The 12,929-nt window shown below is 65.2% G+C and carries 9 protein-coding genes; 2 read left to right on the top strand and 7 right to left on the bottom strand.

Annotation, left to right across the window (positions count from 1 at the left end):
• On the bottom strand, window positions 1-891 hold the full coding sequence (locus OKW37_RS06380) for a MurR/RpiR family transcriptional regulator (protein WP_429407464.1): 891 nt from the start codon (window positions 889-891) through the stop codon (window positions 1-3).
• A 155-nt stretch (window positions 892-1,046) separates the two neighbouring features.
• Here OKW37_RS06380 and OKW37_RS06375 point away from each other — a divergent pair, with 155 nt between their 5' ends.
• Entirely contained in the window at window positions 1,047-2,324 is a 1,278-nt protein-coding gene (locus tag OKW37_RS06375) for an amino acid deaminase (protein WP_429407466.1), read from the top strand.
• A 104-nt stretch (window positions 2,325-2,428) separates the two neighbouring features.
• Here OKW37_RS06375 and OKW37_RS06370 read toward each other — a convergent pair whose 3' ends face one another.
• Both OKW37_RS06370 and OKW37_RS06365 read right to left on the bottom strand, forming a co-directional pair.
• Window positions 2,429-2,929 (bottom strand): MarR family winged helix-turn-helix transcriptional regulator, encoded by a 501-nt coding sequence (locus tag OKW37_RS06370; protein ID WP_429408479.1) that lies wholly within the window; start codon window positions 2,927-2,929, stop codon window positions 2,429-2,431.
• Between the two features lie 30 nt (window positions 2,930-2,959).
• The gene (locus OKW37_RS06365; protein ID WP_429407468.1) at window positions 2,960-4,555 is read right to left on the bottom strand and encodes an MDR family MFS transporter; all 1,596 of its coding nucleotides are present in this window, start codon (window positions 4,553-4,555) and stop codon (window positions 2,960-2,962) included.
• A gap of 139 nt (window positions 4,556-4,694) precedes the next feature.
• Here OKW37_RS06365 and OKW37_RS06360 point away from each other — a divergent pair, with 139 nt between their 5' ends.
• Complete coding sequence (locus tag OKW37_RS06360; protein WP_184062449.1) at window positions 4,695-5,534, top strand: EcsC family protein; 840 nt, start codon at window positions 4,695-4,697, stop codon at window positions 5,532-5,534.
• Here the strand turns inward: OKW37_RS06360 and OKW37_RS06355 are convergent.
• The 4 genes from OKW37_RS06355 to aqpZ all read right to left on the bottom strand — a co-directional run bounded on the left by OKW37_RS06355 (window position 5,501) and on the right by aqpZ (window position 12,794).
• Window positions 5,501-6,469 carry an alpha/beta hydrolase gene (locus OKW37_RS06355; protein WP_429407470.1) on the bottom strand — a complete coding sequence of 323 codons (969 nt, stop codon included), beginning with the start codon at window positions 6,467-6,469 and terminating at the stop codon, window positions 5,501-5,503. The two genes, OKW37_RS06360 and OKW37_RS06355, sit on opposite strands and share 34 nt — an antisense overlap.
• Window positions 6,470-6,601: 132 nt before the next feature.
• A complete protein-coding gene (locus OKW37_RS06350) occupies window positions 6,602-7,036 on the bottom strand; it encodes a CHRD domain-containing protein (RefSeq protein ID WP_429407472.1) in 435 nt (144 codons plus the stop codon).
• 449 nt (window positions 7,037-7,485) lie between these two features.
• Window positions 7,486-11,949 (bottom strand): ATP-binding protein, encoded by a 4,464-nt coding sequence (locus tag OKW37_RS06345; RefSeq protein ID WP_429407474.1) that lies wholly within the window; start codon window positions 11,947-11,949, stop codon window positions 7,486-7,488.
• 98 nt (window positions 11,950-12,047) lie between these two features.
• Entirely contained in the window at window positions 12,048-12,794 is a 747-nt protein-coding gene (gene aqpZ, locus OKW37_RS06340; RefSeq protein ID WP_184062454.1) for an aquaporin Z, read from the bottom strand.
• Window positions 12,795-12,929: the final 135 nt, after the last annotated feature.

Genomic DNA, 12,929 nt, shown 5'->3' with positions numbered 1-12,929 from the left:
TCAGTCTCCTAACGGTTGTCGATCGCCGCCGCCGCGGTGCGCGTCGAGCGCGTGCTTCATGCGGCGCAGCAATTCGCGGCTTTCGTCGCCCTGACTGACGGCAAGTTCGGTGACGAGCACATCGAGCGCCATCATCATCGCGTAACGGGACGACGACGGCTTGTAAATGAAATCGGTTTCGAACGCGACGATCGGGATCAGCCAGTTGGCGAGCTTCGCCAGCGGCGACGCGGGCGCCGTCAGCGCGACCACCGTCGCACCGTAGCTGCGCGCGATCTTGCAGTTCTCGACCATCTCGGGCACGCGCCCCGTGGTGGACAGCGCGATCACGACGCACTCGCGCGACACCGTGCTCGCCACCATGCGCTGCAACAGCCCGTCCTGATAGGTCGCGACCGGGCGGCCGAGGCGCACGAGCCTGAAACGCATTTCGTCAGCGAGCGCGGTCGAGCCGCCGCCCATGCCGAACACGTAGATCATGCGCGCATCGCGCAGCGCGGCCGCCGCTTCGGCGAGCGGCGCCTGGCGCAGCAGTTGATGATTGTGCGCGAGCGCCGTTTGCAACTCGTCGAAGACGCGCGTGGCGATCGGCTCGGGTGCGTCGCTTGCGGTCTCGCGCTCGAGAAACCGCTGACCGACCGCCGCCGCCTGCGCGAGCCGCAGCTTGAGTTCGCGCACGTCGCGGCAGCCGACCGCCTTAGCGAAGCGCGTGACGGTCGCGATGCTGACCTCGGCCTGCTGTGCCAGCGCGCCGATGCTCGCGCGCGACGCGCCGGTCAGATCGTCGAGGATCAGCGCGGCGACCTTGCGTTCGGCCGAGCGCAACTCCGGCGCGCACTCGGCAATGCGCGCGACGATGTCGAAAGCGAGCGGTTCGGCGCTACGGTTCATGGCAGGCGGTGGGGTTCGCGGCACGGCTTTCGCGGCCCTTTCCGGCGGCCTTCGAAACCCATGGTACTAAATAACATTCGTTCAGACATCGTACTTTCGATAACATGGTAAAGTCAAATCTGACTCAATTTACCCGGACGATGGAGCACGGAGACATGAAAGTTACAAACTATCAGGGCGCGACGATTGATCCTTATAGCAAGGGCTTGGGCATGGTTCCGGGCACGAGCGTCCAGCTGAAGGACGCCGCGCGCCTCGAGTGGAACCTGCTCGCCGAGGACGTCAGCCTGCCGGCTGCCGTACTGTACGAGGATCGCGTCGAGCACAACCTGAAGTGGATGCAGGCGTTCGTTGCCGAATACGGCGTCAAGCTCGCGCCTCACGGTAAGACCACGATGGCGCCACAACTGTTTCGCCGTCAGCTCGAAGCCGGTGCGTGGGGCATCACGCTCGCCACTGCTCATCAGGTGCGCGCGGCGTACCACGGCGGCGTCTCGCGCATCCTGATGGCGAATCAGCTGGTCGGCCGTCACAACATGATGATGATCGCCGAATTGCTCAGCGATCCGGATTTCGAATTCTTCTGCCTCGTCGATTCGGCTGAAGGCGTCGAGCAACTCGGCGAATTCTTCACCTCGGTGAAGAAGCCGCTGCAGGTGCTGCTCGAACTCGGCGTGCCGGGTGGACGCACCGGCGTGCGCGACGAAGCGCAGCGCAACGCGGTGCTCGACGCGATCGCGCGCTATCCGGACGTGCTGAAGCTCGCGGGGGTCGAACTGTACGAAGGCGTGCTGAAGGAAGAACCCGAAGTGCGCGCGTTCCTGCAAGGCGCGGTTGCGGTCACTCGCGAACTTGTCGAGCAGGGGCGTTTCGCGCGCTCGCCGGCGGTGCTATCGGGCGCGGGATCGGCGTGGTACGACGTGGTCGCCGAAGAGTTCGCGCAGGCGACGCAATCCGGCAAGGTCGAGGTCGTGCTGCGTCCCGGCTGCTACCTGACGCATGACGTCGGCATCTATCGCAAGGCGCAGACCGACATCTTCAAGCGCAATCCGGTCGCGAAGAAAATGGGCGAAGGGTTGCTGCCGGCGCTGCAATTGTGGGCGTACGTGCAGTCCATTCCCGAGCCGGATCGCGCGATCATCGGCCTCGGCAAACGCGACTCCGCGTTCGACGCAGGCATGCCGGAGCCGGCGCGCCACTATCGCCCGGGCCGGCAAGCGCCGCGCGACATCGCCGCGAGCGAGGGCTGGGAAATCTTCGGCCTGATGGATCAGCACGCGTATCTGCGGATTCCCGCCGGCGCCGATCTGAAAGTGGGCGACATGATCGCGTTCGACATCTCGCATCCGTGCCTGACGTTCGACAAGTGGAAGCAGGTGCTGGTCGTCGATCCGCAGTATCGCGTGAAGGAAGTGATCGAGACGTTCTTCTGATCGGACCACGCCGCGCTGACTCAAGCGCGATCTGTTCCGCTAAAGAAAAAGGCTGTGCGCCCCTGGGCTCACAGCCTTTTTTATCGCCACGCGCGGACTAAAAATCACATGCGCTGCGCCGCCTCGTCGCCGGCGCTCTCCTGCGGCGCGGCGGCCACGGTCGCGGCGCTGGCGTTGGCCGTCACCTCGCCGATGCGCGTCTCCAACATTTTCAGCGCGCTCGACAACGCCGCGAGCGCCTCATCCGGCAACCCGGCCATCGTGTCGTGCAAGAACGCGTTGCGACGCGGCAGGCTCGCTTCGGTCGCGGCGTGGCCCGCTTCGGTCAGGCGCACGTTGGTCACGCGGTTATCGCGCGTATCCATGCTGCGCGCGATCCAGCCCAACCCTTCGAGCGCCTTCAGCTGTCGCGTGAGCGCGCCAGGATCGACGCGCAACCGCTCGACGAGCCGCTTCTGCGACGACTCGCCGGCCTGCTCGCGCAGCGCGAGCAGAATGCGCCAGCGTGGCAACGGATGCCCCACCTGGGCCTCGAATGCCGACATGAACGCCCGATACGTGCGACCAAATTGCTGCATGACGGCGACGCGGTCCTGTTCTTCCATAATCTGCCTGTCCAACACCAAGTTCAAAAATCAGTCTGCGTGAATCACCGGCTCGAGCTTGCGCTGCAGCTTGATCGGCGGCACGCGGCGGGTTTGCCACACCGACACGACGGCGATCACCGCGGCCATCGCGAGACCCAGATGAATCGCCCCGACCAGCGCCTCGCGCGCACTTTCGAGCAACATCGCGCCGTTGTGGCCAGCGTGGGTCAACTGGTCGACGAGCGTGGTCTGCGCATCGCGGTTGATCAGGATCTGCGGATCGCCGAGATCGGCGAACCAGTGCGACGCGCCCGCGCCTTCGAGCGCATTGCGCACGCCGCTCTTGTACATGTGGGTCACGAGCGTGCCGGTCAGCGCCGTGCCGATCATGCCACCGATCATCCGCAGCGACTGCAGCAGCGCGGTCGCGATGCCGAGGTGTTCGCGGCCCGCGGTCTGCTGCGCGAAGATCGTCAGGTTCGGCATCACGAAGCCGAGCCCGAGGCCGCCGACGACCATGAACGACATCAGCACCCATTGCTGCATCGAACGGGTCGCGACGACGATGCCAAGGCATGACAGCGCGACCATCGCAAAGCCGATGTACAGCATCAGGTTCGGATTCTTCACCCGCGACACGACGCGCCCGTTCGCGATACTGCCGATCGTGATGAACACGACGAGCGGCGTGATCACGAGGCCCGCCTCTTTCGGCGACATGCCGAAGCCGCCCTGGAATAGCAGCGGTGCGTAGAACAGCAGCGAGAACATCGTGAAGCCGCCGAGCACGGCCAGCGTGAACAGCGCCGCCAGACTGCGGTTGCGGAACATGTCGACGGGCAGGATCGCGGTCGGGCAGCGCTTTTCCCATTTCCACAGCGTGACGGCCGACGCGACGGCGAGCCCGAGCAGCGCGAACGCACTCAGCGTGATGCCGTGCTTCGGCAGCAATTCGACGGACAGCTGCAGTGAGCCGAGCGCGATCGCGATCAGCAGCGCGCCGGGCCAGTCGAGCCGCATTTTACCGGTATGTTCGACGTGCCGCAGATGCGGCAGGAAACGCCAGACGAAAAACAGCGACAGCAGCCCGACCGGCAAATTCACATAGAACACCGAGCGCCAGCCGTAGTACTGCGTGAGAAAACCGCCGAGCGACGGGCCGACCGCATTGGCGATGCCGAACGCCGAACTCATCAGCACCTGCCAGCGCAGCCGCACGACGGAATCGGGGAACAGATCGGGAATGCATGCGAACGCGGTGCCGACGAGCATGCCGCCGCCAATGCCCTGCAACCCGCGCGCGAGCACGAGAAACAGCATGCTGTTGGCCGCGCCGCACAGCACCGAGGCGCCGGTAAACACGACGATCGATGCAATCACGAACGGCTTGCGCCCGTAATAATCACCAAGCCGCCCGAAAATCGGCACGGTGATCACCGAGGTCAGCAGATACGAGGTTGCGACCCATGCGTACAACTCGAAGCCTCGGAGTTCGGACACGATGGTGGGCAGCGCGGTGCCGACCACGGTCTGGTCGAGCGCGACCAGCATCGTGACGAACGAGATGCCGAGCATGGCCAGCAGGGATTCGCGGAACGGTAAGACTTGCCCACTCGAATGGTGAGCGGCGGTATGGACAGCCATTTTTGATGGAGCAAAAGTTGACGTGTCAAAAGATTGGGGATCATACCACGATGCGACGCTCCAACCGGGACCGGAACGCGTCTTGCAACGCGGTAGACTGACCTTGAAGTATCCAGGACACGACATGCCAGGGAGGCCCATGCAGCCGAGTTCGCTCGCAGCACCATCCTTATCGGAGCAGGATCTCGCCGCGCTGCGGCGCGCGAAACACCAGCTCGAAAGCCCCGCGCTCACGATGAAGCTCGCGAGCGTAGTCGGCGCGCCGATCGAGAAGCTGCTATCGCGCATCCCGGCGTTCGCCAACCAAAAAGTGTCCGATGCGACGCAGGCCGCGTTGCGCAAATGTCTGTCGATCGCGCTACGCACGCTCGGCCGGCGCGACGACGCCAGGCTTCTCGCGCCCGACAAGCCGAACAACCTGCTGCACAAGTTCGCGGTCGCGACCACCGGCGCGGCCGGCGGCGCGTTTGGATTGATCGCGCTGCCAGTCGAGCTGCCGGTCACGACTACGCTGATGTTCCGCTCGATCTGCGACATCGCGCGCAGCGAGGGCGAGGACCTGACCTCGGTCGACACGCAGCTGCAATGCCTGACCGTGCTCGGCATGGGTGGTACATCGAGCGAGGACGACGACGCCGACCTCGGCTACTTCTTCATGCGCGGCGCGCTAGCGCAGGCGGTGTCGAAGGCGTCGTCCGAGGTGGCCAGCAAGGGCTTCACGACCCACGGCTCGGCGGCGCTGCTGCGGCTGCTCAACGCGATCGCCGCGCGCTTTTCGGTGCAGGTCAGCGAACAGATCGCTGCCAAATCGATTCCCGCGATCGGCGCGGTGCTCGGCGCGATGGTCAACACCGTGTTTATCGATCACTTCCAGCAGGTCGCGCACGGGCACTTCACCGTGCGGCGGCTCGAGCGGCAATACGGCCAGCAAACGATCGAAGCCGTCTATCGGACGCTCGACGTCACGCTCGACGCCTGAGCCCTGTTCGCGGCGCGGCTCGTCGCGCGTCGCACGAACGCGGCCGCGCGATCGAGCGCGCGGTTCGCCTCCGGCATGAACGGCGCGAACATCGGCCACACGTGCGGCAGGTTTTTCCACACCTCGCATTCGCAATCGACTCCTGCCGCGTGCGCGTTGTCGGCGACGCGGCGCGCGTCGTCGAGCAGCACCTCGGTGCTGCCCGCCTGCAAGAACAACGGCGGCAGACCGCGCAGGTCCGCGTAGACCGGCGACGCGTACGGATGCGTGGCCGGCGCGTCGCCGAGATAGACCTTGGCCGCGCGCTCGATCGAGGCGCCACAGAACATCGGATCGACGCTGTCGTTGGTGCGCAGGCTCGCGCCGGTCGTCGCCAGATCGGTCCACGGCGAGAACAGCAGGCCGCCAGCGGGCATCGGTGCGCCGGCGTCGCGCAGCGCGACCAGCGTGGCGAGCGCGAGGCCCCCGCCGGCCGAGTCGCCGGCGACCACGATCGAGCTCGGTGCGATGCCCATCGCGAGCAGCTGTCGATAGGCGGCGGTGGCGTCCTCAAGCGCGGCCGGAAAGCGATGCTCGGGCGCGAGGCGGTAGTCGAGGGAGAAGAGCCGCGCGTCTGCGCGGGTAGCGAGAGCGAACGTTAGCGACCGATGCGTGCGCGGCGAGCAGAAGTAGTAGCCTCCGCCGTGGCAATACAGCACCGTCGGCTCCGCGCCGCCGGCCGTGCCACCGTCCACGCGTTCCAGCCATTCGCCGACGAGCGGCGCCTCGCCCGCGCCATACGTTTCGCGAAGATGCCAGCCGCGCGGCACGCGTGGCGACCACACCCGCTTCGAGGTCAGCGCGCGCGCCCGCTCGACGTTGATCGACGGTTTGAGGGTTTCGGGCCGGAACTGCCTGCGCAAATACCAGCAAGCGAGTGCGCTTTGCCAGCTCATCGGGACATGCTCCTTCGTTGAAGTCCCGTCATGGTACGGGCGGTGGCGGGGACGCCGTTGGTCGGCGGGTTCTAACGGTGTGAAGCTGCTTTTGGCCGCGGCACGCGCGCTCGGCCCACGCGAGGCCCACGCCTAGTTCGCCGGCAACACCTGCCCGCGAATTTCGCCCGTCGGATTCTGCGCGGTATGAACATTGAAGTACCACTGCCCCGCCATCAGATCCGTGACCTGCTGCTCGGTCAGCTTCGCCGTGCCTTTGATCGGACTCGCGAGGCCATTCTTCTCGATCGGCACCTGGACCTTCGCGTTCTGGCCAACCGGCGCGGGACCGTGGAAATTCGCGGCGGTGACCGGACTGCTCAAGCCTTCGTAAGTAGCAGTCCACTGCAGCGATTGGGTGGACGTGTCGAAGGTCGCATTCAGCATGCCGTGCCCGTGACTCACGCGCGGCGGCACTTCGCTCGACGGCTGGAGATTCGCCTTCAGCGCAACCGTATCCGCGAACGCAGCGCCCGACGCAAGCGCCCATATCACCACGGCCAGATTCAATTTTCGCAGCGAAATCATGGTCTTCTCCGGACATTGACGCGCCGCCGCGGCACCCGTGTCGGCCGTGCGGAGCTTCCACATACTAGTGCAAATCATTTGGAGCCGGTGAGGTTGGGATGGTGGCTTGCGCGGGCCGCTTTGATTCGAACCGGACTGTGATTAAAACCGAAGGCCTGATCGGCAAGGTGCGCAATGCGCACAGGCATTCGTCACGATATGCCTAAAATACCGGCAAAAACGTAGTGCGAAATCGTTTTAATCGATTTAATCGAAAAGTCAATTGCGCGATTTGTAATGAATAAATGACGCTGTTCCTGGTATGCTTCGATTTGCGAGAAGTGACTCCTTCATCGAAGGATGTCTCCAAATCTTTAACGCGGCTTCGGCCGCGTTTTTTTTCGTCCCGATTTTGGTCGCGGCCGTTTGAATCGGCCGCGTATTCGCGCGAGGTCAGCGCCCGCCGCCCGCTAGGCGAGCAATGCGGCCTGCTGTTCGATGCCATCGAGCATCGCCTCGCATTGGCGGATTAGCGCATGCCCCTCGTTACGCAACTGCTCGGGCGACTTCGCGACAATGTCGCGACGATAGGCTTCGAGCGCGTGTACGAGTGGCTGATACTGCAGCACGCTGGCCGCCCCCATCACCCGATGCAGCCACTCGGGCACCCGCCCCGTGTCCGCGCGTTCGAGTAACGTCGCAAGCACGTTGAAGTCTTCGCGCATCGACGAGATGAATGAACCGAGCAACGCCTTGACCGTCGACTCGCTTCCCCATAACTGCGTCATGTGTGCTAGTTCGATGGGCACGTACGGTTCGACACCGACGCGCTGCGTGATCTGCCGCTCGCCGGCCGGCGCAGACGATTCGCGACCGCATGTTTCTGCCGGCGCGGGGTGCCGAACGGTGTCGGTACCAAACCAGCGGCTCAGGTAGTCGCGCAACGTGGCGAGCCGAGTCGGCTTGATCAGACTGTCGTCCATGCCGGCTTCGCGGCACAGCCTCAGGTCGTCAGGCGCGGTGTTGGCCGTGATGCCGAGTATCGGCAGACGCTGCGCGCCGCCGCGCAGTGCCTCCGCTTCGCGGATACGGCGAGTCAGTTCGTAACCGGACAGGTTCGGCATGTGACAGTCCGTGATCAGGCAGCCATAGCTCGTGCGCTCGAGCGCGAGAAGCGCTTCGGCGCCGTCGTTCGCGACGTCGCACGCGAACCCCAGCAGGGCGAGTTGATGGCGGATCAACTCCTGATTGACTGGGTGATCTTCCGCGACAAGAATCAGTCGCCCGCTCGCGATCGCGCGTTCACGATCCGGCGGCGGCGCGACGCCATCGGTCGAGAACGGCACGCCTGGCGCTCGCGGTACCATCGGCGACATCGACGACAGGCCCGTCATCGCGGCCGCGCATGCGGCGCCGAGGCCGCGCCACGAAATCGGATTGATGCTCACGCGCACCTTGTCGGCGAGGATGCGGTAACCCGTCGGCATCGGCTTTTCGGTCAGCGTGACGACACGCGCATTTGCGCCGATCTGTACGGGCAACGTGACGTCCTCGCCGACGAACAGCAGATCCGCGCGGCTCAGCAGGTCGCTTTTGCCCTGCGTCGCCGCAGCGGCCGGGAGGCTGCGCAGTTCGAGCCCGAGCGCCTCGCCGAAGTGTGCGAGAGCGCGGCCGATGCGCGGATCTCGCGTGATCATGACGGCGCGTTTGCCGCGCAGACCGTTGATCGAATAACGCTGCTCGACGATCGGCATCGTCAGCCGCACGGTCATCCTCGTGCCGTGGCCCGGTTCGCTGCGCAGCGCGAGCGTCCCGTTCATCAGGTCGATCAGCTTGCGGCAGATCGTCAGTCCAAGGCCCGTGCCGCCGAAGCGCCGCGTGGTGGACGACTCAGCCTGCACGAACGGCTCGAACAGGCCCGCCTGCACATCCGGCGCGATGCCGATGCCGGTGTCCTCAACGGTCAGCTCCAACGTCTGCGAGTCCGCGCGATCCTGGACGACCGCCACGCTAACACCCACCTCGCCCTTCGGCGTGAACTTGATCGCATTGCCGAGCAGATTGAACAGAATCTGGCGCAGACGCACGCTGTCGCCGCGGAGCGTCGCGGCGGCGTCGGTCGCGATGTCGATGCGCACTTTCAGCCCTTTTTCGTGGGCGCGCCCCGCGAGCAGGCCGACCGCGTTATCGACGAGTTCGCGCAGATCGATCGGCTCGGCTTCGAGCGTGAGCCGCCCCGCCTCGATCTTCGAATAATCGAGCAGATCATCGAGAATCTGCAGCAGCGCGCCCGCCGACTCATGGATCATGCCGAGCATTTCGCTCTGATCGGTACTGAGCGGCGTGCGCTCGAGCACTTCGACGAGACCGAGCACACCGTTCATCGGGGTGCGGATTTCGTGGCTCATCATCGCGAAGAAGTCGTCCTTCGCGCGCGAGGCCGCCTCGGCCACATCGCGTGCCCGCGCGAGTTCCTCCGAACGCGCGCGCTCGACGCTCGCATCGACCCAATAGCCGCTCCAAACGACGCTGCCATCGGCTTCTCGCCGCGGCACCAGCTCGGCCCGCACCCACTTTAGTTGACCGGCGTTTTCGAGGCGAAACTCCATATGCACTGGGGAGGCGCAGCTCGCGGAACGCTCGAGCTCGGCGAGAACGCGCGGCCGATCCAGCTCCGACACTCGTTGGAAATCGACTCGTGCCCCCCCATGCCAATCACCCTCGCCGAGCAGATGCCGCGTGTCGCCGCCGATGTACGGGAAGGAATACGCGCCGGACGGCGAGCGCCGCAACTGGAACACGACGGCGGGCAACGAGCGCGTGACGTCGAACAGGCGCCGTTCGGTTTCGCTCGCGCGCATTTCAGCGCGCCGGATGTCGGTGATGTCGACCATCGTGCCAAGCACGTACGCCGGCTGCCCATCGCTGGCCTCGCAGACGCTCGTCCAGAAAATCCCATGCCGCGTCTCGCCAGCGCCGTCCTCGAACTGGAGTTCGACTTTCGCGATGCCGCCGCCGCGCAGGATCTCGCCCGTGATGTCGTCGAGCACGCGGCTGTTTGCGTCGCCCCATGTGCCGACCTCGGTCGTCGTGCGCCCGAGCACGTCCTTCCGCTCCAGCCCGCACGCTTTCTCATAGGCCTCGTTGATCGCGATGTACCGTCCGTCCAGGCCTTTCGCGATGAGCGGATACGGCACCGTCTTCATCATCGTTTCCTGGAAGTTCAATTGCAGTGCGAGTTCGCGCTCGGTCTGCTTGCGTAGCCGGACTTCGCGTTGCAGCAGCACGTACGCGCGCAACGTGACCAGCAGCACGACGCCGATGCCGATCAGCACCGGCAGCAGCCGCACCGCAGTCACGCTCCATACGGCGTTGTCCGGCGCGGCGGGACTCACCCACTTGCGCCGGATGCGCTGCTTTTCGGCTGCCGGCATCGCCTGCAACGCGCGATCGATCAGCTTGACGAGCGGGCTCAGATCCTCGCGCACAGCAAAATACAACGAGTCGGATTCGCCGAGCGAGTCGAGCACCCTGAGCGCGCCGACGTAGTGCTGTCGCAGTTGCACGTTGATCGCGGCAGCGTTGCCGACCAGCACGTCGGCCTCGCCGCTCGCGACCATGCGCAGCGCCTCGCCCAGGCTCGCCGCGACGACGATGTGATCGACCGGCACCGCTTCCAACGCGAGCGGCACCGAGCCGGCCACGTGCGGCGACATCACGACGCGGCACGACGTGATGTCGTCGAACGAGCACGGGGGCGGCGCGCCGCTGCGCCCGACGATCACCAGCGGATCGCTCTCGTACACACGGCTATGGTCGGCGCCTACCAGAAGCGCGGCGCGACTCGACGTGGAGGACAGCATCGCGAGGTCGCCACGCTGGAACGCTTCGACGGCGGCGGCCCAGTCGGCCATGCGCGCGCGGTTGAACACGACACCGAGCGTGCCGCTCAGGTACGCGAGGTAATCGGCGGTCAGACCGACGGGGCGGCCTGCGGAATCAACATAGCTGAACGGCGCCCAGTCGTTGTCGAAGCCGACCTGCAACGGCGGCAGCGAACGCAGCCAGTTCTTCTCTTCCGGCGTCAACATGAAGCGTGGTGCATGCGGCGCGGGCGCCGCGTTGAAGTTGCCGGACAGCCAGCGCGCGCGTATCGCGGCGGCCTCGGCGGGATTCATCGACACGAGCGCGCGGTTCAGCTGATCGCGCAAAGCAGGCTGGCGAGGCGATACGGCAAAGCGCAGGTCGAACGCTTTGCCGCCTTGCTCGAACGCTACGCGCAGATTGCGATACGCGTCGGTCGCCAGTTCGTATTGCACGACCGGCGTGAAGCCGAAGTAGACGTCTGCATCGCCATGCAGTAGCGCGTTCAGCGCTTCGTGCGTGCTCGCGAACGAGACGATACTCGCGCGAGGAAAACCTGCGCGCAACAAACGTTCACGCGCAAAACCGCGCTCGATCGCGATACGCGCGCCAGCGAGGTCGGCGGGGTTCACATGCCGGGCGTCGTCGCGACGCACGACGGCCGAGGCGAACGAGTGGAAGTAAGGAGCCGTAAAGCTGAGGCAGCGCTCGCGCTCCGGCGTGCGCGCTATGCTCGTCAGCAGGTCGACCTCGCCGGCGCAAGCCGCGGCGACCAGCCTGGCCATGTCGGGAAAGCTCTTCGTCTCGATGACGACGTTCGGCCCCACGAGCGCGCGCAACAGGTCGCCGCTGACGCCGGCGAGCCGGCCGCCCAGCGGAATGTCGAACGGCGCCCAGCCTCCTTCGAGAATGCCGACCGTCAATCTGGCAGGAAATGCAATGGATGACGACGCGGAAGAACCCGCTCCCACTGCGGAAATTACGGGTGGCTGTGACGCAGCGCCGGCAGGTCCGGCCATGCAGACCGCATCCGTAACCGCCAGCAGGAAAAACGCGAGCCAATGCGTCATTGAGTGGCGCGGCGAGCGCGGCCAAAGACACCGCAACAAACGCCGCAGCCCCAATGTCAGCACCGCATCGACCGGAAGTGGTGAGTACCGCCCCTCGCTCACGAAACGTCACCCTGCCCATCCACCAACGACACCGAAGACGAATCGGCTCCGCCGTCCAGAAACGAAAACAGCACGCCAGCCGCGATTGCTCCGGCCAACGGCGCGGCCCAGAACAGCCACAACTGATCCAGCGCCCAGTTGCCGACGAACAGCGCCTGCGCGGTCGAGCGTGCGGGATTGACCGCTCCATTGGTGATCGGAATGGACACCAGGTAGACGAGCATCAGACATGCGCCGGTGATGAATGGCGCAATCGTTGCCACCTCTTTTCGAACGACGACCAGCAGGCACGCTCCGACAAACACGAACGACAGCACGCATTCCACGACGAGCGCCGCATGCAATGGATAGTCGGCGGGCGAATGAGCGCCGAAGCCGTTCGCCGCGAATTCACTCGCGGAGAGTTCGAAACCTGGCCGGCCGCTGGCGAGGTAGGCGAGAAGCGCCGCGGCGACTATTGCGCCCCAGATTTGCGCAGCGATATAGGGCAAGACATCACGCACGGGAAAGCGCTGCGCGATCGTCAGGCCGATGGTGACGGCAGGATTGAAATGCGCGCCGGAAATCTTGCCGAAGGCATAGCTGCCGGTAGCAAGCGCAAGACCGAACGCCAACGACATTTGCAACGCGCCAGTGCCCTGCAGCACGCCTGTGGTGTCCAGCACCGTACTGCCGCAGCCGACGAACACGAGCCAAGCCGTACCCACACCCTCGCTGCACAATCGCTTGCCTAGCGCAAACATCTCTATCCCGTCCATCAAGTATGAGGCACAGACGCCAAACGATCGCGCGAAGAGGTCTGCACCGGATTCCCCTGATCCATTGGTAATCGGATCACGAACCAGCCGCTTGGCAGTTGCGGCGCAAGGCGCGCAATG

Source organism: Paraburkholderia sp. MM5482-R2 (assembly GCF_050436125.1).
Taxonomy (GTDB): Bacteria; Pseudomonadota; Gammaproteobacteria; order Burkholderiales; family Burkholderiaceae; genus Paraburkholderia; species Paraburkholderia tuberum.
The sequence above is the reverse complement of the archived record's forward strand: the minus strand, read 5'-3'. Positions and strand labels throughout refer to the sequence as shown.